Below are 25,354 nucleotides of genomic sequence, written 5' to 3' on the forward strand. Positions count from 1 at the left end.
GCTGTCCCACCCAAATCGACTCACCAAGGGCGCGGAGGGTTGCCCGCGACCCGAACACACGCGCCAGGTATGGGTCACACAGGAGTCGCCACCGGGCCACGAAGGGGCCGCCGCCGATCTACACACCACGCGTATACACACCACGTATACGTGGTGTGTATAGTCCTCCGTATGTCCATCGGTCACACCCTCCTCGGGCTCCTGGAATCGGGCCCCCGCCACGGCTACGACCTCAAGCGCGCCTTCGACGAGAAGTTCGGGCACGACAAGCCGCTGCACTACGGCCAGGTCTACTCGACCATGTCCCGACTCCTGAAGAACGGCCTCGTCGAGGTCGACGGGGTGGAGGCGGGCGGCGGTCCCGAACGCAAGCGGTACGCCATCACCGAGGCGGGCATCACCGATGTCCAGCGGTGGCTCGCGACCCCGGAGAAGCCGGAGCCGTACCTCCAGTCGACGCTCTACACCAAGGTCGTCCTCGCGCTGCTCACCCACCGCGACGCCGCCGACATCCTCGACACCCAGCGCGCGGAGCATCTGCGCCTGATGCGGATCCTCACCGACCGCAAGCGGAAGGGCGATCTCGCCGATCAGCTCATCTGCGACCACGCCCTGTTCCATCTCGAAGCCGACCTGCGCTGGCTGGAGCTCACCTCCGCCCGACTGGGCAAGCTCGCCAAGGAGGTGCTCCCCTCATGACCCCCGCTGGTTCCCTGCTCACCGCAGACGGGCTGCGCAAGGCCTACGGCCCGACCACCGCGCTCGACGGCGCCGAATTCTCCATCCACCCCGGCGAGATCGTCGCCGTGATGGGCCCCTCCGGCTCCGGCAAGTCCACGCTCCTGCACTGCCTCGCCGGGATCGTGCGGCCCGACGCGGGCGAGATCACGTACAACGGGCAGAGCCTGACCGGCATGAGCGACACCGCGCTCAGCGCGCTGCGCCGCAGCGAGTTCGGGTTCGTGTTCCAGTTCGGCCAGCTCGTCCCGGAGCTGACGTGCCTGGAGAACGTCGCGCTGCCGCTCAGGCTCAACGGCGCCAAGCGCCGCGACGCCGAGCGGGCCGCCCTGACCTGGATGGAGCGCCTGGAGGTCGACGACGTACGCGACAAGCGTCCCGGTCAGGCCTCCGGCGGCCAGGGCCAGCGCGTCGCCGTGGCCCGCTCCCTCGTCACCAACCCGCGCGTGCTGTTCGCGGACGAGCCCACCGGCGCCCTCGACTCCCTCAACGGCGAGCGCGTGATGGAGCTCCTCACCGACGCCGCCCGCTCCACCAACGCCGCCGTCGTCCTCGTCACCCACGAGACCCGGGTCGCCGCCTACTCCGACCGCGAGGTCGTCGTGCGCGACGGCAAGTCCCGGGACATGGAGCGCCTGGTATGAGCACGACCCGTACGAAGCCGGTGGCGCCCTCCGCCGCCGCGGACCGGCCCACCGGCCCCACCGGCGCCCGCGCCTGGCTCCGCGACCTCGCCATGGGCATCCGCTTCGCGGTCGGCGGCGGCCGGGAGGGCTGGGTGCGCACCGGGCTCACCGCCGTCGGCGTGGGCCTGGGCGTCGCGCTCCTTCTCGGCGCCGCCTCCGTGCCCGACCTGCTCGCCAACCGCGACGCCCGCGCGACGGCGCGCCATCCCTCGGACACGATGGCCGCCAAGAAGATCGACCGCAGCGACTCGACGATCCTGATCGTCGACGCGGGCACCGACTTCCGCGACTCGGAGATCGGCGGCCGCTCGGTGCGCGCCGACGGCGGCCACCCGGTGCTCCCGCCCGGCGTCAGCGAGCTGCCCAAGGGCGGCGAGATGGTGGTCTCGCCCGCCCTGCGCGACCTGATGAACAGCTCCGAGGGCAAGCTCCTCAAGGAGCGCTTCGAGGGCTATCGCGTCACGGGCACCATCGGTGACGCGGGCCTCATGAGCCCCAAGGAGCTCTACTACTACACGGGTTCCGACACCCTCACCAAGGATCAGGGCGCCCACCGCATCAAGGCGTTCGGCTACGAGGACCCGGCCGAGCCGCTCGACCCCCTCCTGGTCGTGCTCGTCGTCCTGATCTGCGTCGTGCTGCTCACCCCGGTGCTCATCTTCATCGGCACCGCGGTGCGCTTCGGCGGCGAGCGGCGCGACCAGCGGCTCGCGGCGCTGCGCCTGGTCGGCGCGGACCGGCGGGCGGTGCGCCGGATCGCGGCGGGCGAGGCGCTCTTCGGCGCCCTCCTCGGCCTCGCGCTCGGCGCCGTGTTCTTCCTCGGCGTACGGCAGTTGGTGGGCGTCGTCGACATCTGGAAGGTCAGCGCCTTCCCCTCCGACATGGTGCCGCTGCCCGGACTCACCGTGCTGATCGCGGTGGCCGTACCGGTCTCCTCCGTGCTCGTCACGCTGGTCTCGCTGCGCGCCGTCGCCATCGAGCCCCTCGGCGTCGTACGCAGCACGACGGCACGCAAGCGGCGGCTGTGGTGGCGGCTCCTGCTGCCCGTCGTGGGCCTGCTGATCCTGCTCAACCAGGACCAGGTGACCCGCACCGGCGGCGAGGACGTGCAGGTGTACTCCATCGCCGTGGGCGCCACCCTCGCCCTGGTGGGCCTCGCGACACTGATGCCCTGGCTGGTCGAGGCGGCCGTGGCCAGGCTGCGCGGCGGCCCCGTGCCCTGGCAGCTCGCCACCCGGCGGCTGCAGTTGAGCAGCGGCACGGCGGCCCGCGCGGTCAGCGGCATCACGGTCGCGGTGGCGGGCGCGGTCGCGCTGCAGATGCTCTTCGCGTCCATGCACGACGACTTCAACACGACCACCCAGCAGGACCCCCGGCGCGCCCAGCTCAACATCAGCTCGCCGGAGGCCAGCGGCCCGCTGGCCCAGCGGATGATCGACGACTTCCGCACCGCGAAGGGCGTCAAGGGCGTCATGGGCCGGGTCTCGTCGTACGTGGTCAAGCCGGGCGAGCTGAAGAACGCCGACGACATGCGGCCCACCACGGAGCTGTCCGTCGGCACCTGCGCGACCCTGCGCGAGCTGGCGCGGGTCGACACCTGCAAGGACGGTGACACCTTCGTCGTGCACACCGGGGACCGGGACCTGGACCAGTGGGTGGACCAGACGGCACGGCCCGGCGAGAAGATCGACCTCAACAGCGAGAGCTGGGGCGACTACGCGAGCGAGGGGCGCGGCAAGCACGTCCCGTGGACGCTGCCGAAGTCGTCGCGCACGATCACCTCGCGCCCCGACCCGGTGGGCGAGCGCTACAACGGCATCTTCGTGACGCCCGGAGCGATCGACGTGGCGAAGCTGAAGGGCGCCGACACCCAGGCCCTGGTGCAGATCGACCCGAAGGTCACGGACGCCGAGGAGTACGTGCGCAACGCGGCCACGCAGATCGATCCGCTGATCCGCGTGTACACCATCCGCATGATCGAGCGCGACAAGCAGTACGCCTCGGTGCAGAAGGGACTGCAGGCGGGCGCGATCGCCACGATGATGCTGATCGCCGCGTCCATGCTGGTCTCCACCCTTGAGCAACTGCGCGAGCGCAAGCGGCTCTTGGCGGCCCTGACCGCCTTCGGCACCCGGCGCTCGTCGATGGCCTGGTCGGTGCTGTGGCAGACGGCCGTCCCTGTGGTGCTCGGCCTCGGCCTCGCCATCACCGGCGGCCTGGCCCTCGGGGCCGTGATGTGCCGGATGGTGGACAAGTCGGTCACCGACTGGCTGGTGTTCCTGCCGCTGTGCGCGGCGGGCGCGGCGCTGGTCGCAACGGTGACGCTGCTGAGCCTGCCGGCGCTGTGGCGGATGATGCGGCCGGATGGGCTGCGTACGGAGTGAACTTCCGTACGCAGTGACCATCCGTACGCGGTCAACTCCCGCTGCCGGTGCGGGTGCCGGGCCTCCTCAGGCCTCGAGCATCCGCACCGGCAGCGGCCGTAGTGCCTCCCGCAGGGCGACCGCCAACTCCTCGTACTCGGCGGACCGCGCCGCCCCCGTGCGCATCGCGAGCGCGACCCGCCGGGTCGGGGCCGGATCGGCGAAGTACCCGGTGAGCAGTTGGTTGCTGCGACTCGTCTCCACCCGCACCGCCGTACGCGGCAGCAAGGTCACTCCGAGGCCGCCCGCGACGAGTTGGACGAGCGTGGAGAGCCCGGCGGCGGTCGTGGTGACGGGCGCGTCACCGCGGCCCACCTCGCGGCAGATGTCCAGGGCCTGGTCGCGCAGGCAGTGGCCCTCGTCGAGCAGCAGCAGGTTCAGCTCGCGCAGCGCGTCCCGCGGAATCCCCTCCCGGCCGCCCAGCCAGTGGTCCAGCGGCGTCACAAGGACGAAGTCCTCGTCGAACAGCGGCAGTTCGGTGACCCCGGGCACGCCGAGCGGCACCGCGAGCAGCAGCAGGTCGAGCCGCCCCGCCGCGAGCCCTTCGAGCAGCGAGGACGTCTGCTCCTCGTGCACCTGAAGATCCAGGTCCGGATACTTCTCGTGTACGAGGGCCAGCACCGTCGGCAGCAGATACGGCGCCACCGTCGGGATCACGCCGAGCCGCAGCGCGCCGGTGAACGGCGCCTTCACCGCGTCCGCCTCCTCCATCAGCGCCTCGACCTCGTCGAGCACCGCCTTCGCGCGCACCGCGAGCCGCTCCCCGGCCGGGGAGAGCAGCACCTTGCGCGTCGTACGCTCCACGAGCTGGACACCCAGTGCCTCCTCCAGGGCCGAGACGGCGCCGGACAGCGCGGGCTGACTCATCCCGATTGCTGCCGCCGCGTCCCTGAAGTGCAGCTGCTCGGCCACCGCCGCGAAGGCGCGGAGCTGCGCCAGGCTGGGCTGCTTGCCCCTATTTATGGCTCGCACTGATAGCCACCTCCGATCAACAGGACAGAGTGTAGCTATTTCCATAATCAATGCACTCTGTGCCACGATCGACAGCAGTCCAACCCCCTGGAGCCCCTTACCGGGTTCCTAGCTGCAAGGAGAGCGCGTGCTCACTGTCGGTGACAAGTTCCCCGAGTTCGACCTGACTGCCTGTGTCTCGCTGGAGACGGGCAAGGAGTTCGAGCAGATCAACCACAAGACGTACGAAGGCAAGTGGAAGATCGTCTTCGCGTGGCCCAAGGACTTCACCTTCGTGTGCCCGACCGAGATCGCCGCCTTCGGCAAGCTGAACGACGAGTTCGCCGACCGTGACGCCCAGGTCCTCGGCTTCTCCGGCGACTCCGAGTTCGTGCACCACGCCTGGCGCAAGGACCACCCGGACCTGACGGACCTGCCCTTCCCGATGCTGGCCGACTCGAAGCACGAGCTCATGCGTGACCTCGGCATCGAGGGCGAGGACGGCTTCGCGCAGCGCGCCGTCTTCATCGTGGACCAGAACAACGAGATCCAGTTCACGATGGTGACCGCCGGTTCCGTCGGCCGTAACCCCAAGGAGGTCCTGCGGGTCCTCGACGCCCTCCAGACGGACGAGCTCTGCCCGTGCAACTGGAGCAAGGGCGACGAGACCCTGGACCCGGTCGCGCTGCTCTCCGGCGAGTGACGGGGCGCTGACCTCATGGCTCTCGACGAACTGAAGTCCGCCGTACCGGACTACGCCAAGGACCTGAAGCTGAACCTCGGTTCGGTCATCGGCAACTCGGACCTGCCGCAGCAGCAGCTGTGGGGCACGGTGCTCGCCTGCGCGATCGCCTCCCGCTCCCCGCGCGTGCTGCGCGAGCTGGAGCCCGAGGCGAAGGCGAACCTCTCCCCCGAGGCGTACACCGCCGCCAAGTCGGCTGCCGCCGTCATGGCGATGAACAACGTCTTCTACCGCACGCGTCACCTGCTCTCCGACCCGGAGTACGGCACGCTGCGGGCGGGTCTGCGGATGAATGTCATCGGCAACCCGGGCGTGGAGAAGGTCGACTTCGAGCTCTGGTCCCTCGCTGTCTCCGCCATCAACGGCTGCGGTCAGTGCCTCGACTCCCACGAGCAGGTGCTCCGCAAGGCCGGCGTCGACCGCGAGACCATCCAGGAAGCCGTCAAGATCGCCGCCGTCCTCCAGGCGGTGGGCGTCACGCTGGACTCCGAGGAGCACCTCGCCGGTTAGGGCGCGCGTCTTCTCTTACGTACGCAATGTGGGGCCCCGCTCATGCCGAGCGGGGCCCCACTTGCGTGACCGCAGATCACCGTTCCCCGTCTGGGGCTCCGCCCCTCTCCCCCTTTTCGGCGCTCCGCGCCTCGTCCTCAAACGCCGGACGGGCTAAGACACCCAGCCGCAGCGGCAAGCTATAGCCCGTCGAGGGGGTCCCCCCTGCTCTTTAAGAGCTTGGGGGAGTTTGAGGACGAGGCCGTTCAGGCCGATAAGCGGGGGTCCAGGGGGCGGCAGCCCCCTGGTTACGGTGAAGGGGTGGGCCTGGGGCGCCCCGCGAAGGCCCGCCCACGCGGGTCAGGACTGCGGGGAGTCCTCGCTGGCCGTGGGGCCCGGAGCCAGTTCCGAGGCCGTGGAACCCCTGGGTTGCGGAGCCTGTTTGAGGGCTGCTTCGCGGGAGTACGCGCGGAGGTAGCCGACGACGGTGTTGGTCACGGCGACCAGAGGAACGGCCACCACGGCGCCGCCGATGCCTGCGACCATTCCGCCCGCGGCGACCGAGAGGACCACGGCCAGGGGGTGTACGGCGACGGCGCGGCCGAGGATGAAGGGCTGGAGGATGTGGCCCTCGATCTGCTGCACCGCGAGGACGACGATCAGCGCCATCACCGCGGTGAACACGCCCTGCGTGACGAGCGCGACGACCACCGCGAGCGCCCCGGAGATCACCGCGCCGACGAGCGGGATGAACGCGAACAGGAAGATGAAGACGGCGAGCGGCACGGCCATGGGCACGCCGAGGAAGTAGATGCCGACACCGATGAAGACGGCGTCGATGAGAGCCACTATCACCGTGCCCCGCACATACGCGGTGAGCGTCCGCCACGCCCGCGGCCCCGCCCCCGCGACCCCCGGCCGCGCCGCGGCGGGCACCAGCTTGAGGAACCACTTCCAGATGCGCGGCCCGTCGTACAGCAGGAAGAGCGTGGAGAACATCGCGAGGAGGATGCCCGTCAGCGCCTCCACGATGACGGTGACGCCTTCGAGCCCGGCGGACGTGATCTCCTCGGAGTTGTCGCCCACCGCCTCGCGCAGCGACTTCGCGATGTCGTTGATCTGGTCCTCGGTGACGTGGAAGGGGCTGTTGAGCAGCCACTTGCGCAAGTCCTCGATGCCGTCCTGGATTTGGTCGGAGAGCGTGTCCACGTTCTCCATGACCTGCCAGACCACGAACCAGCCCACGAGCCCGATGATCACGAAGCCGAGCACGGCGGTGGCCACCGTGGCGAGCCCCTGCGGCAGCCCGAGCCTCTTCAGCCGGGCGACGGTCGGCTGCAGCATCGCGGTGATGAGCAGCGCGGCGACGAAGGCGAACACGACGAGCTGCACCGCGCTGATGACCTTCATCAGGACATAGACGGTGCCGGCCAGGACGAGGAGGCGCCAGCCGGCCTCGGCGGCGACCCGCACGCCCCAGGGCACGGCGGCGACGGGGTCGGGCCGAGCCCCTATGGCGGGCGCGTAGGCGGGCGGGGCGGGAACCTGGTCGGTGGCGTCGGCCGCGTCGGCGTCGGCGTCGGCGTCGGCCGTCCCCGCCGTCACGTCCGACAGGTCGTCCTCGGCGGCGGCCCGCACCCGGTCCGCGTACCGCTTGCGCAGCGACAGCTTCGCGTCGGCCGGAGCCTCGGCAACGGCGGTGGCCGCGGGCGCACCCGCTCCGACGGCAGCACCGACGGCGGCCTCGTCGGACGGTACGTCCCGCCCGGCGGTGGAGTCAGTGGGCGCGTCGGCGGGAGAAGCCCGCTTCACGGGCCCGTCCCCGCCCAGGCGTTCACCCAGTCTGGTCAGCGCGCCGCCCACACGGCCGCGCCACCCCGGAACTCGCGCCATGATCCGTCCTCTACCCCCGTCTTTCCCCGCGGAGTCCCGAGACTCCCGGGAAGCTGTTCGGGTCGACCGTACACGGACGGGACCCCTCACCGTAGGACGGTGAGGGGTCCCTGAAGGTTGAGAGCGGCCGCGGCGCCGTTACCGCTGGTCGGCGCCCGCCGCACACCTCAGTACCAGTTGTTCGCCTGCCAGAAGTCCCAGGCACCGCACGGGCTGCCGTAGCGGTCGTTCATGTAGTTCAGGCCCCACTTGATCTGGGTGGCCGGGTTGGTGCGCCAGTCGGCACCCGCCGAGGCCATCTTGGTGCCGGGGAGCGCCTGGACGAGGCCGTAGGCGCCGGAAGAGGCGTTGGTGGCCTTGTAGTTCCAGGTCGACTCGTGGTTCACGATGTTGCTGAAGCACTGGAACTGACCGGCGGGGACCATCTGCCGGGCCATCGCCTGGACCTGCGAGACGGAGTAGGAGCTCTGCGGCGCGAAGCTGCCCGCGTCGCGGCCGGAGGAACGGCTGGCCTTGTTCTCGGCGGCCTCCTCGCGCTCCTTCTTGTCCGCGGCCTTCTTCGCGGCGGCTTCCGCCTTCTCGGCCTTTTCGGCCTTCTCGGCAGCCTGCTGCTTGGCGACGGCGTCCTTGGCGGCCTGCTTGCGGGCCGCCTCGGCCGCGGACTTCTTCGCGGCCGTGTCGGCGGCCATTGCCTGGGCGTCGGCCTGCTGCGCCACGGAGGTGGTCTGCACCTGGGCGTGCTGACCCGCGGGGATGTCTGCGAGGAGAGTCCCGTCGCTTGCCGTTGTCTCGAGGTCGTTCGAGTTCGAGGACTGGGTGTTGCCCGAGGCAACGCCCACGACAGCGCCGACGGTGGTGACCGCGGTGGCCGACGCCACTGCGAATCCCCGGACCGAAATCCGGCTCACACGGTTTCCTTCCAGCATCGCCCGCATCGGTGACCTCGCGGACGCAATCGTGCCCCTGGCGCTGGCCTCCGCTTGTAAATCGGTCACGGGAGGCACGGGCCCGGTGGACAACTCCTGGGACAGGAGCGTCGCTTGGTGCTCGGGCGGCATACGGCGGTCACTATGAAGTTCTGTTGTTCCGTACCGCTGGGGGTACAGGTGTGCCGTATGCGGGGCCTGACAGGACCCAGACTCTGCCGTAGCGAGATGCCGGGAGGCAATTCTGCGTTGCGTGTGAAAGCTCACACCCCGTTTGCCCCAGGAGTTTTGCGGAAACACCCGCACACCAAGACGCCGCCCGGCTAGGCTCTCTGGCTTCGCCGGGCGGCGCCAACTACCCCGTAAACACGGTGAAGTTGCTCGATGTTACTCAAGCGGGCGGGATCGGTCAGATCTGCACGTCCTCCAGCATTTCGGTCACAAGCGCCGCGATCGGCGACCTCTCGGACCGGGTGAGGGTGACGTGCGCGAAGAGCGGATGCCCCTTCAGTTTCTCGATGACGGCGACCACTCCGTCGTACCGCCCCACCCGGAGGTTGTCGCGCTGGGCGACGTCATGGGTCAGTACGACTCGGGAATTCGCCCCGATCCTGGACAGAACGGTCAACAGAACGTTCCGCTCCAGGGATTGGGCCTCGTCCACGATCACGAACGCGTCGTGCAGCGAGCGGCCCCGGATGTGCGTGAGCGGAAGGACCTCCAGCATGCCGCGCGCCGAGACCTCCTCGATGACCTCCTTGCCCGCCACCGACCCGAGGGTGTCGAAGACGGCCTGCGCCCAGGGCCCCATCTTCTCGGCCTCGGTGCCCGGCAGATAGCCGAGCTCCTGCCCGCCGACCGCGTACAGCGGCCGGAACACCATCACCTTCTGGTGCTGGCGCCGTTCGAGCACGGCCTCAAGACCCGCGCACAGCGCGAGCGCCGACTTGCCGGTGCCCGCGCGCCCGCCCATCGACATGATGCCGACCTCCGGGTCGAGGAGCATGTCGAGCGCGATGCGCTGCTCGGCGCTGCGGCCCTTGATGCCGAACGCCTCGCGATCTCCGCGTACGAGACGGACGTTGCCCTCGGGTGTGATGCGGCCGAGTGCCTTCCCCCGCTCGGACTGGATGGTCAGGCCCGTGTGCACGGGCAGTTCGGACACTTCGGGGACGTACAGGGTCTCCGTCTCGAAGAGGAGGTCCACCTGCTCGCCGGAGAGCGTCAGCTCGGACATTCCGGTCCAGCCGGATGCTTCCGTGATGGCGAGTTCCGCGCGGTACTCCTCGGCGAGGAGGCCGACGGACGATGCCTTGATTCTGAGCGGCAGGTCCTTGGAGACGACCGTGACGTCATACCCCTCCGCCTGGAGGTTGCGCGCCACCGCGAGGATGCGTGAGTCGTTGTCGCCCAGGCGGTAACCCGCCGGGAGCACGCCGGGGTCGGAGTGGTTGAGCTCGACGCGCAGCGTGCCGCCAAGTTCGCCGATCGGGATCGGCGCGTCCAGGCGCCCGAAGCGGATCCGGCAGTCGTCGAGCAGGCGCAGGGCCTGCCGGGCGAAGTAGCCGAGCTCGGGATGGTGTCGCTTGGCCTCGAGCTCCGTCACGACGACGATCGGCAGCACGACTTCGTGCTCGTCGAAGCGGGACAGGGCGTTCGGGTCGGCGAGCAGAACGCTGGTGTCAAGAACATAGGTGCGCCGGCCTTGCTGGCGCTTTGTGCTGGTCACCACGGAAGGACGTACCCCCTCGGATGAGGTCGGGGAGCGACGGAGGGAACTGGGCCGGTGATCTGGCCACCCTGCGCGGGCCGAACACCGGCCCTCCCTGTCGTCCGCGCTCGGCGCGCGGTCGTCCTGGTGCAAAGGGCCTCCCGGGCGGACGGCCCCGTGCCGTCCGCTGAGATCCGGCGTCCGTGAATCGGACGCCGACCTGCAAGTGGTATTCCCTCGAACAAGCGCAGCCATGCCATGGCATATGACGGCGCGTTGGTTAACTCCTGGTTACCGTGACCTCATCGGGGCGCTGGTGTCATCCGCCGTAACGGCGGTGGCGCGCGGCGTAATCACGCAGCGCACGCAGGAAGTCCACCTTGCGGAAGGCCGGCCAGAAGACTTCGCAGAAGTAGTACTCGGAGTGAGCGGACTGCCAGAGCATGAAGCCCGACAGGCGCTGTTCACCACTCGTCCGGATCACCAGGTCGGGGTCGGGCTGACCACTCGTATAAAGATGCTTGGAGATCTGCTCGACGTCGACGCTCTCGGCGACGTCCTCGATCGCGGTGCCGCGCTCGGCGTGGTCGAGCAGCAGGGAGCGGACGGCGTCGGCGATCTCCTGGCGGCCGCCGTAGCCCACGGCGACGTTGACGAGTATTCCGGTGCGGGTGTGGGTGGCCTGTTCCGCTTCCTTCAGTACGCCCTGGGTGCGCGAGGGCAGCAGGTCGAGGGCGCCCACGTGGTGGACGCGCCAGCGGCCGTCGTCGACGAGGCTGCGGACGGTGTCCTCGATGATGCCGAGGAGCGGGCCGAGCTCCTCCTCGGGGCGGTCGAAGTTGTCCGTGGACAGCATCCACAGCGTGACGACCTCGACGTCGGTCTCGGCACACCAGCCGAGAAACTCCTCGATCTTGTACGCGCCCGCCTGGTGGCCCTCGGCGGTGGTGCCGCCGGAGGCCTTCGCCCAGCGGCGGTTGCCGTCGAGGATGACACCGATGTGCTTGGGCACCTGGTCGTGGTCGAGGCGGCCTTCCACCCGGCGTGCGTAGAGTCCGTACACCAGGTCGCGCAGCTTCACTTGTGTCAGCCCCTCCATACAGACGGCAGTCCCCGAAGGCGAAAGCGTACCGCTGCGCGGGCGCCTCCCGATCCGGGGTGCGGCCCGCATTCCGTTTCCGGCACGGGCCCTGTGAGTACACGCGTGCGAGCCACGTCGCGGTTCCCTGAAGTAGCTTCGTCCTCATGAACGACACCTCCGCATATCTCGCGGCAACGGACCGTTACGACTCCATGGAGTACCGCCGCAGCGGCCGCAGCGGCCTGCGTCTGCCGGCCGTCTCGCTCGGCCTGTGGCACAACTTCGGCGACGACCGCGCCCTCGACTCGCAGCGCGCGATCCTGCGCCGCGCCTTCGACCTGGGCGTCACGCACTTCGACCTGGCGAACAACTACGGGCCGCCGGCCGGCAGCGCGGAGCTCAACTTCGGCAAGCTCTTCGCCCAGGACTTCGCCTCCTACCGGGACGAGCTGGTCATCTCGACCAAGGCGGGCTACCTCATGCACCCCGGGCCGTACGGCGAGTGGGGTTCCCGCAAGTACCTGCTGTCCTCGCTCGACGCGTCCCTGGAGCGCATGGGCCTGGACTACGTCGACATCTTCTACTCGCACCGCTTCGACCCGGACACCCCGCTGGAGGAGACGATGGGCGCGCTCGCGTCCGCGGTCCAGCAGGGCAAGGCGCTGTACGTGGGTGTCTCGTCGTACAGCAGCGAGCAGACCGCGGAGGCGGCCCGGCTGCTGACGGAGATGGGCGTACGTCCCCTCATCCACCAGCCCTCGTACTCGATGATCAACCGCTGGACCGAGGACGACGGCCTGCTCGACACCCTGGAGACGGCGGGCATGGGCTGCATCTCCTTCGTCCCGCTGGCCCAGGGCCTGCTGACGAACAAGTATCTGAAGGGCATCCCCGAGGGCTCGCGCGCGACCCAGGGCAAGTCCCTCGACCCGGACCTCCTCAGCGACGAGGTCGTACGCCGTCTCAATGGCCTGAACGACATCGCCGCCCGCCGCGGTCAGTCGCTCGCGCAACTGGCCCTGAACTGGGTCCTTCGTGATGAGCGCATGACGTCCGCCCTCATCGGCGCCTCCAGCGTGAAGCAGCTGGAGGAGAACGTGGCGGCGCTGTCGGGTCCGAAGCTCACGGACGAGGAGCTGAAGGAGATCGACGCGTTCGCGGTGTCGACTGAGGGGACGAACATCTGGGCCGGGCGGGCCTAGGCCTGGTGGGGGCGCCCTGGGCCACCCCGCGAGGGGCTGAAACGGGCGCCGTTCGCGTGCCGTCCGGCGGCGCGTTCGCGGCGCACTCGTGGGCGCAAAAAAACGGGCCGGTCCGTGGGGGGGAGACGGACCGGCCCGAGGGGGGGTTTCCACCATAACCCTTCGTAAGTGGTTCGGGGTGCATCGGCGTGCCACAACTACGCTCCGAAGTCACCCGGCGACTGCCTGAGCCTGTCCTCCCACCGGATTTCGGCCCTCTTGACGGGATCCGGTCGCGGAAGGCGGTACTCCCGAAGGGTGACGCAGGCGAGGGGCGCGAGCTTGACGGCGGCCGGGGCCGGGGCGTGCACTGCGGGCCTCCGGCGGGTGCGCGAGGCCGCGCAGCCCCCTCCACTGCGCGGCACCGTCCGCACTGCTTTGCTCGCGCGAATTAGCGTTGGTCCGAACCTACGGGAACGACGGGGTGGAATCGAGCCAGTCTCGATAACGATGCGGAATCAAGTGGCGAGGCGGGGTCGGAATGCCCGAATTGCCGCGAGTTGGCGGGTGGTTGCCTCAGGCGGACTGCTCGATCTTCTCCGCCTGGCGGGCCACCAGTCGCTCCATGTGCTTGTCGCCCCAGAGGCCGAGGGGTTCCAGGGCCTTGTTCAGGGTCTCGCCGAGCTCGGTGAGGGAGTACTCGACCTTGGGCGGCACCTCGCGGTAGACCTCGCGGTGGACGATGCCGTCGGCTTCCATCTCGCGGAGCTGCTGGATCAGCATCTTCTCGCTGACGCCGGGCACGTGCCGCCGCAGCTCACCGAAGCGGAGCGTCCGACCCGCGTACAGCGCCCACAGGATCAGCGGCTTCCACTTGCCGCCGACGACGTCGACGGCCGCGTCCAGGCCGCAGAGGTACGGTCCCTTGCCCTTGCCCATGTCCAACTCCCCGTCGACGTACGTCCGCACACTTACCGAACCGACAGTACCCCCGAGCACGCGCCCGCGGGCTACCGCTTCCTGGCTACCGCTTTCTGGCTACCGCTTTCTGGCGTCGAACAAATGCCGTGTGCTGTGGGCGACGAACGGCCCCTCGTCCTGGATCCGCTCGTGCAGCTCGCGCAGGCGCGGACGATGGGCGTCGACGGTGAAGCCCGGGACCATCCACACCACCTTGCGCAGGAAGTGGACGACGGCGCCGATGTCGTAGAACTCCATCCGCAGCCGCTCGGCCCGCAGCGAGACGACGTCGAGCCCGGCGGCCTCGGCCGCCCGCCGCTCCCCCTCCGGGTCCCGCGCGCCCCGGACGTCCGCGGGCTGCTCCCCCAGGAAGTACTCGACGAGCTCGAAGACGCTGGCGGGCCCCACGTGCTGGGCGAAGTACGTACCGCCGGTCCGCAGTACGCGCGCGATGTCGCGGAAGTGCGGTGTCACCGGATGCCGGCTGGTGACGAGGTCGAACACCCCGTCCGCGAACGGCAGCGGCGCGTCCTCGGGCGAGGCCACGACGACCACACCGCGCGGGTGCAGCAGGGCGGCGGCCTTGGCGACGTTGGGCGGCCACCCTTCGGTGGCGGCGGCGAGCGGGGGCAGCGCGGGCGCGGAGGCGAGGACCTCCCCGCCGCCGGTCTGGATGTCGAGCGCCGCTTCGGCCCGCCCGAGCCGCTCCCCCATGGCCCGCGCGTACCCCCACGAGGGCCGCGCCTCGGTGGCCCGCCCTTCGAACCAGGAGAAGTCCCAGCCTGCGACGGGGGCGGCTTCGGCTTCGGCGACGAGGTCGTCGAAGGTGCGGGGGCCGCGGGGGCCGCTGCTGCTCGTACGCTGCGTCACAGAACGATCATTCCACTCATCCCGGCCACCCCAGTCATTCCGGGATGGAGCCTGCCGAACGGTCCCTGCTCCTCGCGGACGTCTGCACCCGTTGGATCGACACGGCGAGAAGCAGCACCGTCAGTCCTGCGGACACCGCGGCGGGCACGACGTAGTGGCCGAGCCCGTCGCTCCCCGAGACCAGAGGGGCAGCGCTGTCGGCGAGTGCCTGCGGAGTCCACGGCTCCACGAAGTCCACCACGGACAGGGCCGGAAGAGCCACCAGATAAACCCCCAGGGAAGAGCCGACCGAGGCGAGAACGCTCCGGAAGAAGGAGGCGATGAAGGCGACTCCAGCAACGACGAATGCCAGATGGAGCGACATCAGCCCGCCGTGAGCGAGCGTGCGGGGAACGCCTGGATCGCCGATGAGCAACGTGGTCTCGTACCAAGCACCGAAAAGCCCCAGCAGATAGGCGGCGACGCACGCCCCGACGACCACGACATAGCGAGGAACGACCATGTCCCGTCGTCTCGCGACTCGCATCCGGTAGAAGACGAAGGCCTGCGGGCGGGCGTGGAAACAGAGCGCGGACGACGCCACCACGACCACGCCGATCAGACCGAGTTGCTGCGCGTTGCTCTCGTACGAAGCAATCCCGTCCGCCGGGGTGGGCGGCGGAAGCTCGACGCGCACTCCGTCCGATGTGGCGCTCGCCAAGATGTCGGCGGCGTAGTGCTCCAGGAGCGGGGCGGTGCAGCCGAGGAAGGTGAAGAGGGCCGCGAGGACGAGGGCGCGGCGCGTGCGGAGGAGTCGGGCGATTTCCAATTGCCACAGCGTCATGGGCCCCGCCAGGTGCGGGTGCCACCGCCGGTCATCGATGCCACCGTTGACGCTGACGCCGACGACACCGACAGGAGGATGCTTTCGAGGTCGGAGTCCAGGGCCGTGAGCCCGGCGAGGGCGCACCCCTCGCGGGAAACCACCTGGGGAATTCCCCGTTCCCCGGCTTCAACGGAAGCCGCCTCGACGAGTAGGCCGAACTCACTGGCCGGTTCGACGGACAGGGTCCATTCCTCCGCCCGCAACGCCGCGGCGAGAATGCGCGCCTCACGGGAGCTGCGTGACTGGAGGCGCCACACCGGGCGGGCATGCGCGTCGAGGATGTCGGCGGTGCGCCCCTGCAGCACGAGCCGCCCTCCGTCCAGCAGCCCCAGCGCATCGCACACGCTCTCCACGTCGTGAACGATGTGGCTGGAGAGAATGATCGTCGACTCCTGCTTCAGGTCCCGGACAAGGTCGAGGATCGTGCGGCGCCCCTCGGGGTCCAGGCCGGACGTCGGTTCGTCGAGGATCAGGAGATCCGGCCGTACGACGAGGGCGGCGGCCAGGCTCAGGCGCTGCAGCATCCCCCGCGAGAAGCCGCCGACCCGGCGCCGGGCGGCCGACTCCATTCCGACGCGGGACAGTACGCGCAGCGCGGCATCGCGCAGCGCGGCATCACACAGCGCCTGTTCACGCACACCGGACCGTCGTGGCGCCCCCAACCCCGCGGAGAGTTCCACGACCTCCAAAGCGGTGAGCCAAGGCTCGAATTCCGGAACATCGGGGCACATCGAAACGGTGGTGCCGTCGAGTTTTACGAGGCCGCTGTCAGGCTTCTCCAGACCGGCCAGCATCGACAGCAGCGTCGTCTTGCCGGCTCCGTTTCTCCCGACGAGCCCGTAGACGCTGCCGCGGTCGATGTGGAGATCGACGTCGAAGACACCGACGCCGCCGAAGTCACGCGAAAGTCCCGCGCTCGTGAGCGCGGCCCGCCCCACGCTCATCGATGGGCTCTGCCGATGGAGAGATAGAGGATGCCGCCCAGCGGCACCGACGCCACACAGATGACGGCCCACAGCCACTTCGGCAAGTGCCGCGCCGCGTCGGCCCTGGCGAGATCGACCAGGCAATAGCCGACGAACGACACCACGAGAATGACGACCGGTAACAGCGCGCCCAACGTACTGCCGTCCATCGCCGCATGCCTCCCTGAGCCATGCCAACTCCGCCTGATATCAGGTTCGTTGGGCTTGATTCTACGTGCGGCCGGACGGCAGGTGCCGGGTCAGCGCATCCAGGCGGGCCCAACCGCTCAGACCATGCCGTACGCCCGCGCCCCCTCCCCCGGCACCACCGCCCACATGAAGGGGCGGCATGCCGACCAGAACCACGCCGACAGAGCGGCAGAAGCGCCTGGGTGCCGAGCTGCGCAGGATGCGCGTCGCGGCGGGAGCCACCACGGAGTACGCCGCCGGGCTGCTCGGAATCGACCGGACGCGGCTCTCCGACATCGAGTCGGGCATCCGCCCCGTCTCTGTAGAGCGCATCCGCACGCTGGCCCGCAACTACGCCTGTGCCGACGACAGTTATGTGGACGGGCTGGTCGCGATGGCCGAGAGCAAGGAACGCGGCTGGTGGGAGAAGCACCGGGGCGCACTGCCACCCGGGCTGCTGAACATCGCCGAGTTGGAGTGGCACGCCGCGCGCGTACACACTGCCCAGGTCCTGCACGTACCGGGTCTGCTCCAGACCGAGGACTACGCCCGCGCGATCTTCACCGCCGTACTCCCGCCTCTGACCCGTCTGGAAGTCGAGCTGCGGGTCGCCCACCGCATGGACCGCCAGCAGGTCCTCGAGCGTCCACGGCCTTTCGCCTACGTTGCGTACGTCCACGAAGTCGCGCTGCGTATGCCGTTCGGGGGCGCCGACGTGACACGTAAGCAACTCACGCGACTGGCCACCGTCGCCGAGCGCGAGAACGTCGAGGTCCGCGTCATACCGACGAGCATCGGCGCGTTTCCGGGCGCCGGGCACGCATTGCTGTACGCGGATGGAGTTGTGCCCCAGCTCGACACCGTGCAGCTGGACTCCGCACACGGGCCGGAATTCACTCATGCCGAGGCACAGCTCACCAAGTACCGTTCTCACCTTGACTGGTGGGACGACGCGGCGCTGTCGCCCGCGGCATCACGTGACCTCATCCACAAGGTCGCGCGCGAACTCTGAGAGCAGGGAGAAACCGTGGCCGGGATCCACTGGGAAGAGCCCTTCTGCGGCGAAGGCAACAACTGCTTCCGCCTGGGCACCGACGACGAAGGCAACGCCTACATAACCCTCGCCGGCGCAGAACACACGTACCTCACCGACACCCGCGAAGCCCTCGCGACCCTCATCCGCGACATCAAGGCGGGCAAGGCCGACCACCTGCTGTGAGCCGCCGCGCCATGAATCAGCGGCCGCCCTCCGCCGAGGCACCCCCGCCCCCACCCCGCGGGAACGAAACCTCCACCCGTCGGTTCTTCTTGCGGCCCTCCTCCGAGCCGTTGTCCGCGATCGGATAGTCCTCGCTGTAGCCGCGCACGGCGTACGTGACTTCCGGGCCCAGGTGGTTGGCCAGTTCGTCGTGGACTGCCTCGGCGCGGTCCTTGGAGAGTTTCTTGCCGTGGCCGTACGAGCCGAGGTTGTCCGTGAAGCCGAAGACGCGTACGTCTGTGGCTTTTTGGGTCTTGGCCTCCTCGGCGATCGCCCTGATGCGGGCTGCCGCTTCGGGGTTCAGCTTGGAGCTGTCCTTGGGGAAGAGGACCTCCGCCTGGAGCGCGAACTTCACATCGGTGCCGGTGTCCTCCCGGCGCTCCTCGCCCCCCATGTCTTCGACCACGGACTTGATGTCCAGGACCTTGGCGGGCGCGAGGGTGGCGCCGTCGCCGAGCTTGAGACCGGGGCTGTTGTCGTCGATTTCTGGAGGCGGAGAGGTAGTGGAGGAGCCGGGGGGCGTGGAGGGGTCGTCGTCGGCCCAGGCAGGGGTGACTGTGAGGAGGAAGAAGGCCGTGAGGGTAGTGGCCACCGCCAACGTGCGGGTGGGGGTCATGGTCACTCGCCCTCGGAGAGCTCGATTGGGGCCGGAGGCATAGAGCCGACTTGGAATGTCAGCTTGCTGACCTTCTCCGGCGGGGCGGGGAACTGAGCGAACCAGTCGACCGTCTGGCCCGATTCGACACCGCCCTCGAATTTGGTGCACAGGCAGCGGCCGCTGGTGTCCCGCAGGACCAGATACTTCTTCCTTCCCTCACCATCAACAAGGCTTGCCCCCGCCACGGAACCGCCGTTCCGTTGCAACTCCAGTTCATCACCCCGCCATTGGGCACCGGTCCAGAGTTCGCCGGAGGTGTTGGTGACCTTGCCTGCGACAGTGACGAAACCGCCCTCATCCCGCTGGGCCGAGTTGACCACCATGGTGACGCCGTCAGCCTTTACCTCGGCCAGTGGCTGGTCCTCGGTGGGAGCCTTCGACTCCTCGTCCTGCCGGTCACTACCACTCCCGCTCGACGCCGACGATGTGTTCTTGTCCGAACCGGACTTGTCGTCATCACCTCCGCCGCCGCAGCCGGCCACCATGAGGACCAGCCCAGTCGTGATCGCCACGGCGGTCATTGCCTTGCGGGTCGTCCTGGTGCGCCGAAGTTTCATTGCTACGGCTTCCTCTTCTCGTCGCTCGCTTGTTACTTGGCCAGGTGCACGGCAAACAGATCGGACGCGTCCGGCAGGTCCTCCGGGTCGAAGTCGTCCGGGTCTATCTCGGTCGACTCATCATCACCGTCGCAGATGAACTCCACGACCTTCTCCGGGTCCGCAGACTCGCCGAGACCGCAACGTGGCTTGATGACTGCGGTCGCCCTGGCCTTGGCATGCATCGTCTCTGTGCCCGGGATGATCGAGTCCCCCACGGTGTAGTTGGTGGTGGCCTCCACCCAGTAGCCCGGGTATCCGTTCACTTCGTCCGGCATGAAGCCGGTGACGTTGGAGTCGTTCTCGGCTGCCAGCTCATCGGCCGCGCCCTCGGCCTCCCCCGCCGGGATGGCCATGTCCCCATCCAGCCAGTCAAGCCACTCGTCGCCGTCACCGGCTGCGATCGCCCTGCCCAAACCCTCGGTCAACTCGTCTCGGGCTTCCTGGGCGGCCGCCAACGCCGCGGCATCCGCCGCCGATTGGGCACCGTTTCGCGCCGATGCACCCTGGGCGAAGGCGAAGAACGCCAGCGCGGCAAAGAGCAGGATTCCCGTCAGCCAGATGTAGAGGGGCAGCGTCGACCCCTGGTCGTCCCTCAGTCGAACAAGTGTCAGCCGCCGATGACGTTTCCGACAGCCTTGCTGATCGCCTGCGAGATCTTGTTGTCCAACGCCAACCCGTCGATCAGCGTGTAGATCCCGGCGATCAGAATCATCAGCCCCGCATACTCCACGAACCCCGCCCCCCGGTCGCCCGCGCTCCCGCGGACCCGGCTCATCCGGGCGGACACTGCCAGCGTCCACGTCACCCACGCCCCCAGCACGCGATCCTTCAACACGACGGACGACCCTTCTCTTTCAACTGGTATCCACGGGGATACCGCTGCCCTTGCCGATACCAACGCCACTGCCGCCAGGGGCAAGGTACGCCACAACACGTGCACCGGCAGAGACTCTGTGCGACCAACTCACACCCGGACAAGCAAGTTGGCGTGTTCCCTCCCCTCCCGCCAAGGTCACCATGCACCACAGGAGGAGGGGCGCAGGAAGAGCGACAGCCGAACGCCTCCTCGGCCGACTGTCCCACACCGGGTTGCACCCGCTACGACGTTTCGCGCAACTCGCGGTTACCTGCCGTCGTACGACACCTGGACCCCGCCGAGCTCCCGCGCGATCTCGGTCCCGAGCCCCTTCTGGCACAAGTTGATCGTCCAGTTCCCCGCCGTGACCAACTGCGCGGGTACGCCCCGGTGCTTGATCGCCTCGCGCAGCACCGCATCCCGCCGTGCGGTCGTCTCGTGGAGGGACAGAACCGCACACCCTCTCGATCCCGGCACCGCCGTACGGCACTCCAAACTTCCGACAGAGTGTGTCTTCCGCTGTTTGCATCCCACGGACTTGTCGAGCGCGTCGGCGAGGTCGTTCACGTGCTTGTACCGCGGCTTTTCAGGGATCCTGGGGAGCGGATACTTCGGGGTCTTGGGCCCCTTGGGCTTCAGGACCACGGCGTCGAGGGCCTTGGCGATCGCGGGAGCAGCGGACGGGACTCTCGCCGTGCCCCGCACCCAGATATACCAATTCCCTGCGGCTACAAGAGTCTGCGGAACGGGGGGTTCACGCCGAGCAGCGATGGAGTCGGTAAGATATTTCCTCATCTTTCCCGAGAAAACAGAGATCTCAACCTCCACCTTCGCACCGTCGATATTGGCCGCACAATCGAGGCCGCCCGGACTGCGCCGCAGAATCTCGCATCCGATGCCTTCCTTGGCCAGCGCCACCACCACGTCGTCCGCTTTGGTAAATTGAGGACCTTTGGGCACGCCGCTCGGCATCGAAACCGGAGTTGGGTTGTGCGTCTTCACGCTGTCGCAAGCGACGAGCACAAACAGTGTGAGCACCGCACACAGCGAGAGTATGAGCTTCCTCATCGGTCGCCGCCTTCCGGTGGCACAGGGGCCGGAAGCGGACTCGGGGCAGGAGTACCACGGCCGGGAGCGCCCGGCGAAGTGGGTGCCGACGGAATGAGGCCCGGACCGCCCTCGCCGACCGGCTGATGACCATAGATCGGATCCAGGGAGACCTGTCGGCCCGGCGTCTGCGCCTGCAGCTGGGCCATAGCGTCTTCCCGTTCCTTTTCGGTCAAGTTCCTCCAAGCTATGGCATCGTCAATGTGCGGTTCGATCCTGTCCCAGTTGTTACCCCGCCGCTTGATGTCGCCGTCACGATAGTCGGATTCGTCGCCGTATCGCTCGTTGTAGCTGCGGACCTGAGAAGTGTCTGCCGAGTAGAGCGTGAAGAGTTGCTTGTCGCTGTCGGAACCCTGCGGATCCTCGCCCTTGTATTTCAGGAGGTAGGCACTCAACCGCACGTCAAGCTCGGGGTTTCCCTCGATCTTCGCAGCCAGCTCCGTATCACTCACGTCACGGAGCAACCGCCCGTCCTCGAGCCTGAATTGACCAGGGTACTCCCGTAGGACTTGGCGTGCCGTCTCAAGCTTCATGTGCGTGATCCCAAGCGACTTGTCCGACTTGAACGTCGAAGCCGCCATCCACTCACCGACCCGCCACAACTCGCTCAATGGACTGCGCAGGCCGCGGTCATAGTTCTGGTACCACTGCTGCTCCTGCCACAGCGTGGCCAGCAGCAGCTTGCGGCTCACCCCCGTTTCCTTGGAAGCTCTGTCCACGGCGGCGAGCACGGCTGGCGGGACGTTGATGCGATGCACGCCGTCCAAGCCGCCTGTCAGACGCAGGGCGATGCCGAGAGGGCTACCCGGCTCCAAGGCCTGGCGGGCGACCTTGGGGTCCGACACAGCGGTGAGGCCCTCGATCGTGCGGAGCCGACCCGCAATCTCTATGTCAGCGCGAGACGCCTTCACCAAGGCATCGGAAACGACCTCATGGGCGTGCTGGACATGTGCGTCGGCCTCGGACTCGTACTTGTCAGCACCCGGCTCGCTGGCAATCGGCTGAGCGAGCTCCACACGGCCGCTGGGGTAGACCTTCAGGCCATGCCTGGCCGCGTAATCGAGACCGCTGCGCAAATCGCGCTGGGCGTCCCTGATGACCTCCGCCAGGTCGTCGTACGCGTTGGCCATGGCCTTCAGCGCGATCTCCGCCGCCTCGTAGTCATCCGCGTGCTTGACGAACTTCGCGCGAGCCGCACGACCCGCTTCCCCGGACCAGTTCGACTTGACGGTGCTGGCAATCTCGTCACGGGCGTAGTCAGCGATCGTCGTGCACTGTTTCGCCGCGCGGAGTGCGTCGTCAGCCGCGTCCCGCCACTGTTGCGGCTTCGCCTCGTCCAACTCCTTTACGGATATCACCGTTGCTCCTTCAGGACCAGGCGCGCCATCAGGCCTTCTCCAGCCAGCTACCCGCCGCCCTGAGGCGCGCCGCGACCGAGCCATCCTCACTGATTTGGTGGTCCATCGCCTTGGTAAGCCCCGCCGTCGCCTCCTCGACGCGGTCACCGAGCTTGTGGAGGTGCCGCTGCCACGCGCCTACGCAGTCCTTGCTCGCGGCACCCGCCGCCCAGCTTGAGTGCGTCCTGCCCACCGCTTCGCAGTCGTCCATCCTGGAGCGGTCACGAGCGTCGGACTTCACGACGCGGAAGTCTCCCGCCTTCTTACGTATGGGGCCGTCCGACAGGCCCAGGTCGGGCGGTCCACCCATGCTCGCACCTGGTGCGGGAGACGTGCCATCAGCCTGTGCGAGCTGCATCGGCGCCTCCGCCGCACGCCGGTCCAGGGCGTCCTGCTTGAGTTGGGCCCACTCCTCGCCGAAGTCGTGCGTCATGATCAACCCCCGGTAGCTGTCGGACCGTTAGACCATCGCCGTGTTCACGAACGCCAACCGTACCCAAGCATTGGCCTTGGCCCCAGCGTGAACGGCCGGATTCGGCTGCCGACGCGAGTTCGCCCGCCACACGGCGGCTTTGGCCGCAGGTGGCCGGTCATCGTGTTCTGGCTCGCCCTGCCGCCGACGTTGGTGTGGTGGGGGATCGTATCCATGGGCACCGACGGGTACGACGGTGAGGTGTGGCGAGCGCTCGTCCTACACCGATGCCTGCATGACAGCTCTCAACTTCGGGGATGTGTGGGGAGGCCGCTTCCTGTTGTACGCGGTGGCGCTCGGTGTGGTTCTTCCCATGCTCCCGCGACCCGACAGGTACACAGTCCTGCACGGAACGGTCCTCGCCTTGGCGGTGGCATGCCTGCTCGCCGGTGTGGTGGCCAACGCCGCCTCGCACCACCACGGCGAAGGCAACTAGCGGTCACATTCCGCCACGTCTACTTCCCCAGAATCGACCCGAAGTCCGACCCCGACCCCAGAAACATCCCGGAGGCGATCAGGATCATCGTCGCCGGAAGCATGAACACAAGCGTCACCATCGTCGCCTTCGGGATTGTTTTCGCGGCGCGGCGGCGGGAGTTCTGGGCGTCTGTGCGGCGCATGTCGGTCGCGAGTTGGATCAGGGTTTCGGCGATCGGGGAGCCGAGTTCCTCGCCCTGTTGGAGGGCGGAGACGAACTGGGCCACCTGCTCCGAGGAGTTGCGTTTGCGTAGTTCGTCGAAGGCCTGGCGGCGGCTGACGCCCATGTCCATCTGGCGGAGGGTGATGCGGAGTTCGTCGGCCCACGGACCCTCGTACTTCTCGGCCACGCGGTCCAGGGCCTGCCGGAAGCCGAGGCCCGCGGAGACGACGACGGCCAGGACGTCCAGGAAGTCGGGGAGCGTGCGGTCGATGACCTCGCGGCGTTCGCGGATGGCCTGCCAGATCAGGGCGTCCGCCGCCACCGCGCCGAAGACGAAGGTCATGGCCGCGAAGAGGGGTTGGGAGTTGGTGAGGAAGATCAGGCCCAGGACGGCGCCGAAGACTCCGTACACCGCGCGGCGGGCCGCGTAGCGGTCGATGGTGAGGCCGCCGGGGTTGCCCGCCATGTCGATGCGGCGGCGTTTGGCGGTGACGCGCTTCGGGCCCATGAGGCGCAGGACGAGTGGCGCGAATCGCATGCCCAGGCGGTCCACCGCCCCGCCCGCCACCGAGACGCGTGACGCGCCCACCTCCAGGGCCACCGCCAGGTCCGCCGGGAGTTTCGCCTCCGCGCGGTACATGCGGATGCCCTGCGCGGCGCCGGCCACGGCCAGGCCCATCACTGCGGCGAGCAGTAGTGCGGTCACGTCACACCTCGATCTTTCCGAGGCGCCTGATCACGAAGAAGCCGACGGCGTAGAGGCCGAGCGAGATCAGGATCAGGGTCTGGCCGAGGGGCGAGCCCGTCACGCGCTCCAGGGCGCCCTCGTTCGAGGAGTTGATCAGGAGGAGGGAGCCCAGGCCCAGGAGCGGGACTGTGAAGGCGGTGGCGTGGACCTCCGAGAGCATCGTGCGGACCTCACGCCGCGTCTCCTTGCGGTCCTCCAGGGTCTGCGTGAGGTTGCGGAGGGAGTTGACCACCGATCCGCCCGCTTTGTTCGACAGGACCAGCGTCGTTACGAGGACTATCAACTCGCGGGACGGGAGGCGTTGCGCCAGCTCCTCCAGGGTGTCGTCGATCGAGCGCCCGAGGGTGAGCTGGTGCGCCACGTGGGAGAGCTCCTCGCCCGCGGGGGCCTCCAGCTCCTCCGCCGCCATCGCCAGGGAGGTGCGCAGGGCCAGGCCCGCCGCTGTCGCGTTCGCGAGGATGCGGGCGACGTCGGGGAGCTGGTTGATGAAGGCCTCGATGCGCTTCTGGCGTTGCCAGTTGAGGAAGACGACGGCGCCCCAGACCGCCACGACCCCGGCGATGGGGCCGAAGAAGGGGGCGAGGGAGGCGGTCGCTATCAGCCAGAGGGCGGCCACGACCGCCATGACGTACGTGAAGAACTCGCCGGGGGTCAGGTCCAGGCCGGTCGCGGACAGACGTAGTTGGAGTTCGCGGCCCAGACGGGTGCGGCGCAGACGGCGGTCGACGGCCGTGAAGCGGCGTACGCGGCCGCCGCCCTCCAGGGCCGGCCGGGAGCCCTCGCCCGACAGGCGGTCCTCAAGGGCCCGGCGCTGGGCGCGCCCGGACGCGTACGTCTGGAGTCCGGCGACGGCCAGCGTGCCGGTGAGGAGCGTGGCCCCCAGGGCCAGCAGCGTGGGGTTGTCCATCAGCCGGTCGCTTTCCTCATGCTCATGTCCGTCCGCGTGTTC

28 protein-coding genes are annotated in these 25,354 nt (G+C 68.7%); 9 read left to right on the plus strand and 19 right to left on the minus strand.

Features of this window, described 5'->3' with window-relative positions; translation table 11 throughout:
• Nucleotides 1-171 precede the first annotated feature (171 nt).
• From IEY91_RS01950 to IEY91_RS01960, 3 genes are read left to right on the plus strand one after another with little or no spacing between them, the layout of a single operon-like run.
• Nucleotides 172-699 carry a PadR family transcriptional regulator gene (locus IEY91_RS01950; protein ID WP_030358046.1) on the plus strand — a complete coding sequence of 176 codons (528 nt, stop codon included), beginning with the start codon at nt 172-174 and terminating at the stop codon, nt 697-699.
• Nucleotides 696-1,382 (plus strand): ABC transporter ATP-binding protein, encoded by a 687-nt coding sequence (locus IEY91_RS01955; RefSeq protein WP_164321128.1) that lies wholly within the window; start codon nt 696-698, stop codon nt 1,380-1,382. Before IEY91_RS01950 ends, IEY91_RS01955 begins: the two co-directional genes overlap by 4 nt.
• On the plus strand, nt 1,379-3,808 hold the full coding sequence (locus IEY91_RS01960) for an FtsX-like permease family protein (RefSeq protein WP_229696625.1): 2,430 nt from the start codon (nt 1,379-1,381) through the stop codon (nt 3,806-3,808). Before IEY91_RS01955 ends, IEY91_RS01960 begins: the two co-directional genes overlap by 4 nt.
• A 66-nt stretch (nt 3,809-3,874) precedes the next feature.
• Here the strand turns inward: IEY91_RS01960 and IEY91_RS01965 are convergent, their stop codons facing one another.
• The gene (locus tag IEY91_RS01965; RefSeq protein ID WP_189172550.1) at nt 3,875-4,819 is read right to left on the minus strand and encodes a LysR substrate-binding domain-containing protein; all 945 of its coding nucleotides are present in this window, start codon (nt 4,817-4,819) and stop codon (nt 3,875-3,877) included.
• A 127-nt stretch (nt 4,820-4,946) separates the two neighbouring features.
• Between IEY91_RS01965 and IEY91_RS01970 the strand changes: the two genes are divergently transcribed.
• The gene (locus IEY91_RS01970) at nt 4,947-5,501 is read left to right on the plus strand and encodes a peroxiredoxin (RefSeq protein ID WP_164321132.1); all 555 of its coding nucleotides are present in this window, start codon (nt 4,947-4,949) and stop codon (nt 5,499-5,501) included.
• Between the two features lie 15 nt (nt 5,502-5,516).
• Nucleotides 5,517-6,050, plus strand: a complete 534-nt coding sequence (locus IEY91_RS01975) for an alkyl hydroperoxide reductase (protein ID WP_164321135.1) — start codon at nt 5,517-5,519, stop codon at nt 6,048-6,050.
• Nucleotides 6,051-6,389: 339 nt separating this feature from the next.
• Here IEY91_RS01975 and IEY91_RS01980 read toward each other — a convergent pair whose 3' ends face one another.
• The 4 genes from IEY91_RS01980 to IEY91_RS01995 form a co-directional block, all read right to left on the minus strand.
• The gene (locus IEY91_RS01980; RefSeq protein WP_189172551.1) at nt 6,390-7,922 is read right to left on the minus strand and encodes an AI-2E family transporter; all 1,533 of its coding nucleotides are present in this window, start codon (nt 7,920-7,922) and stop codon (nt 6,390-6,392) included.
• Nucleotides 7,923-8,089: 167 nt separating this feature from the next.
• Nucleotides 8,090-8,830 (minus strand): aggregation-promoting factor C-terminal-like domain-containing protein, encoded by a 741-nt coding sequence (locus IEY91_RS01985; RefSeq protein WP_491583901.1) that lies wholly within the window; start codon nt 8,828-8,830, stop codon nt 8,090-8,092.
• A gap of 427 nt (nt 8,831-9,257) precedes the next feature.
• Nucleotides 9,258-10,580, minus strand: coding sequence for an RNA 5'-3' helicase PhoH2 (phoH2, locus tag IEY91_RS01990; RefSeq protein WP_164321139.1), 1,323 nt, complete (start codon nt 10,578-10,580; stop codon nt 9,258-9,260).
• Between the two features lie 298 nt (nt 10,581-10,878).
• Nucleotides 10,879-11,640, minus strand: coding sequence for an isoprenyl transferase (locus tag IEY91_RS01995; RefSeq protein WP_164321141.1), 762 nt, complete (start codon nt 11,638-11,640; stop codon nt 10,879-10,881).
• A 164-nt stretch (nt 11,641-11,804) separates the two neighbouring features.
• Here IEY91_RS01995 and mgrA point away from each other — a divergent pair, with 164 nt between their 5' ends.
• On the plus strand, nt 11,805-12,842 hold the full coding sequence (mgrA, locus tag IEY91_RS02000; RefSeq protein WP_189172554.1) for an L-glyceraldehyde 3-phosphate reductase: 1,038 nt from the start codon (nt 11,805-11,807) through the stop codon (nt 12,840-12,842).
• Nucleotides 12,843-13,397: 555 nt separating this feature from the next.
• Here the strand turns inward: mgrA and IEY91_RS02005 are convergent.
• From IEY91_RS02005 to IEY91_RS02025, 5 genes are all read right to left on the minus strand, one after another.
• Nucleotides 13,398-13,760, minus strand: coding sequence for a winged helix-turn-helix transcriptional regulator (locus tag IEY91_RS02005; RefSeq protein WP_164328216.1), 363 nt, complete (start codon nt 13,758-13,760; stop codon nt 13,398-13,400).
• 99 nt (nt 13,761-13,859) lie between these two features.
• A complete protein-coding gene (locus IEY91_RS02010; RefSeq protein WP_189172555.1) occupies nt 13,860-14,651 on the minus strand; it encodes a methyltransferase domain-containing protein in 792 nt (263 codons plus the stop codon).
• A 34-nt stretch (nt 14,652-14,685) separates the two neighbouring features.
• On the minus strand, nt 14,686-15,459 hold the full coding sequence (locus IEY91_RS02015; protein ID WP_189172556.1) for a hypothetical protein: 774 nt from the start codon (nt 15,457-15,459) through the stop codon (nt 14,686-14,688).
• An 11-nt stretch (nt 15,460-15,470) separates the two neighbouring features.
• Nucleotides 15,471-16,460, minus strand: coding sequence for an ABC transporter ATP-binding protein (locus IEY91_RS02020; protein ID WP_189172557.1), 990 nt, complete (start codon nt 16,458-16,460; stop codon nt 15,471-15,473).
• Nucleotides 16,457-16,651: a PLDc N-terminal domain-containing protein gene (locus IEY91_RS02025; protein WP_189172558.1), complete on the minus strand. Its 195-nt coding sequence runs from the start codon at nt 16,649-16,651 to the stop codon at nt 16,457-16,459. The genes IEY91_RS02020 and IEY91_RS02025 overlap by 4 nt, the downstream gene beginning before the upstream one ends.
• Before the next feature lie 179 nt (nt 16,652-16,830).
• Here IEY91_RS02025 and IEY91_RS02030 point away from each other — a divergent pair, with 179 nt between their 5' ends.
• Nucleotides 16,831-17,682, plus strand: a complete 852-nt coding sequence (locus tag IEY91_RS02030; RefSeq protein ID WP_189172559.1) for a helix-turn-helix domain-containing protein — start codon at nt 16,831-16,833, stop codon at nt 17,680-17,682.
• Between the two features lie 15 nt (nt 17,683-17,697).
• On the plus strand, nt 17,698-17,889 hold the full coding sequence (locus tag IEY91_RS02035) for a hypothetical protein (RefSeq protein WP_189172560.1): 192 nt from the start codon (nt 17,698-17,700) through the stop codon (nt 17,887-17,889).
• 16 nt (nt 17,890-17,905) lie between these two features.
• Here IEY91_RS02035 and IEY91_RS02040 read toward each other — a convergent pair whose 3' ends face one another.
• The 7 genes from IEY91_RS02040 to IEY91_RS02070 form a co-directional block, all read right to left on the minus strand.
• Nucleotides 17,906-18,544 carry an OmpA family protein gene (locus tag IEY91_RS02040; RefSeq protein WP_189172561.1) on the minus strand — a complete coding sequence of 213 codons (639 nt, stop codon included), beginning with the start codon at nt 18,542-18,544 and terminating at the stop codon, nt 17,906-17,908.
• Nucleotides 18,545-18,546: 2 nt separating this feature from the next.
• The gene (locus tag IEY91_RS02045) at nt 18,547-19,143 is read right to left on the minus strand and encodes a hypothetical protein (protein WP_189172562.1); all 597 of its coding nucleotides are present in this window, start codon (nt 19,141-19,143) and stop codon (nt 18,547-18,549) included.
• Nucleotides 19,144-19,175: 32 nt separating this feature from the next.
• Nucleotides 19,176-19,796 (minus strand): pilus assembly protein TadG-related protein, encoded by a 621-nt coding sequence (locus IEY91_RS02050; RefSeq protein WP_268240849.1) that lies wholly within the window; start codon nt 19,794-19,796, stop codon nt 19,176-19,178.
• A complete protein-coding gene (locus IEY91_RS02055) occupies nt 19,793-20,020 on the minus strand; it encodes a hypothetical protein (RefSeq protein WP_189172819.1) in 228 nt (75 codons plus the stop codon). Before IEY91_RS02055 ends, IEY91_RS02050 begins: the two co-directional genes overlap by 4 nt.
• 288 nt (nt 20,021-20,308) lie before the next feature.
• A complete protein-coding gene (locus IEY91_RS02060) occupies nt 20,309-21,109 on the minus strand; it encodes a hypothetical protein (RefSeq protein ID WP_189172563.1) in 801 nt (266 codons plus the stop codon).
• On the minus strand, nt 21,106-22,506 hold the full coding sequence (locus IEY91_RS02065) for a hypothetical protein (RefSeq protein ID WP_189172564.1): 1,401 nt from the start codon (nt 22,504-22,506) through the stop codon (nt 21,106-21,108). Before IEY91_RS02065 ends, IEY91_RS02060 begins: the two co-directional genes overlap by 4 nt.
• Nucleotides 22,507-22,534: 28 nt before the next feature.
• Nucleotides 22,535-22,978 carry a hypothetical protein gene (locus IEY91_RS02070; protein WP_189172565.1) on the minus strand — a complete coding sequence of 148 codons (444 nt, stop codon included), beginning with the start codon at nt 22,976-22,978 and terminating at the stop codon, nt 22,535-22,537.
• Between the two features lie 274 nt (nt 22,979-23,252).
• Here IEY91_RS02070 and IEY91_RS02075 point away from each other — a divergent pair, with 274 nt between their 5' ends.
• The gene (locus tag IEY91_RS02075; RefSeq protein ID WP_189172566.1) at nt 23,253-23,453 is read left to right on the plus strand and encodes a hypothetical protein; all 201 of its coding nucleotides are present in this window, start codon (nt 23,253-23,255) and stop codon (nt 23,451-23,453) included.
• 19 nt (nt 23,454-23,472) lie between these two features.
• Here IEY91_RS02075 and IEY91_RS02080 read toward each other — a convergent pair whose 3' ends face one another.
• Both IEY91_RS02080 and IEY91_RS02085 read right to left on the minus strand, forming a co-directional pair.
• The gene (locus IEY91_RS02080) at nt 23,473-24,363 is read right to left on the minus strand and encodes a DUF5936 domain-containing protein (RefSeq protein WP_268240843.1); all 891 of its coding nucleotides are present in this window, start codon (nt 24,361-24,363) and stop codon (nt 23,473-23,475) included.
• Nucleotide 24,364: 1 nt separating this feature from the next.
• A complete protein-coding gene (locus IEY91_RS02085) occupies nt 24,365-25,312 on the minus strand; it encodes a type II secretion system F family protein (RefSeq protein WP_189172567.1) in 948 nt (315 codons plus the stop codon).
• Nucleotides 25,313-25,354: the final 42 nt, after the last annotated feature.

It is taken from the genome of Streptomyces lasiicapitis (assembly GCF_014646335.1).
Taxonomy (GTDB): Bacteria; Actinomycetota; Actinomycetes; order Streptomycetales; family Streptomycetaceae; genus Streptomyces; species Streptomyces lasiicapitis.

Coding starts and splice junctions, on each gene's coding strand:
- IEY91_RS01950 (WP_030358046.1), top strand. CDS start 172: ATGTCCATCGGTCACACCCTCCTCGGGCTCCTGGAATCGGGCCCCCGC.
- IEY91_RS01955 (WP_164321128.1), top strand. CDS start 696: ATGACCCCCGCTGGTTCCCTGCTCACCGCAGACGGGCTGCGCAAGGCC.
- IEY91_RS01960 (WP_229696625.1), top strand. CDS start 1,379: ATGAGCACGACCCGTACGAAGCCGGTGGCGCCCTCCGCCGCCGCGGAC.
- IEY91_RS01975 (WP_164321135.1), top strand. CDS start 5,517: ATGGCTCTCGACGAACTGAAGTCCGCCGTACCGGACTACGCCAAGGAC.
- IEY91_RS01980 (WP_189172551.1), bottom strand. CDS start 7,922: ATGGCGCGAGTTCCGGGGTGGCGCGGCCGTGTGGGCGGCGCGCTGACC.
- mgrA (WP_189172554.1), top strand. CDS start 11,805: ATGAACGACACCTCCGCATATCTCGCGGCAACGGACCGTTACGACTCC.
- IEY91_RS02005 (WP_164328216.1), bottom strand. CDS start 13,760: ATGGGCAAGGGCAAGGGACCGTACCTCTGCGGCCTGGACGCGGCCGTC.
- IEY91_RS02020 (WP_189172557.1), bottom strand. CDS start 16,460: ATGAGCGTGGGGCGGGCCGCGCTCACGAGCGCGGGACTTTCGCGTGAC.
- IEY91_RS02025 (WP_189172558.1), bottom strand. CDS start 16,651: ATGGACGGCAGTACGTTGGGCGCGCTGTTACCGGTCGTCATTCTCGTG.
- IEY91_RS02030 (WP_189172559.1), top strand. CDS start 16,831: ATGCCGACCAGAACCACGCCGACAGAGCGGCAGAAGCGCCTGGGTGCC.
- IEY91_RS02040 (WP_189172561.1), bottom strand. CDS start 18,544: ATGACCCCCACCCGCACGTTGGCGGTGGCCACTACCCTCACGGCCTTC.
- IEY91_RS02045 (WP_189172562.1), bottom strand. CDS start 19,143: ATGAAACTTCGGCGCACCAGGACGACCCGCAAGGCAATGACCGCCGTG.
- IEY91_RS02060 (WP_189172563.1), bottom strand. CDS start 21,109: ATGAGGAAGCTCATACTCTCGCTGTGTGCGGTGCTCACACTGTTTGTG.
- IEY91_RS02070 (WP_189172565.1), bottom strand. CDS start 22,978: ATGACGCACGACTTCGGCGAGGAGTGGGCCCAACTCAAGCAGGACGCC.
- IEY91_RS02075 (WP_189172566.1), top strand. CDS start 23,253: ATGACAGCTCTCAACTTCGGGGATGTGTGGGGAGGCCGCTTCCTGTTG.
- IEY91_RS02085 (WP_189172567.1), bottom strand. CDS start 25,312: ATGGACAACCCCACGCTGCTGGCCCTGGGGGCCACGCTCCTCACCGGC.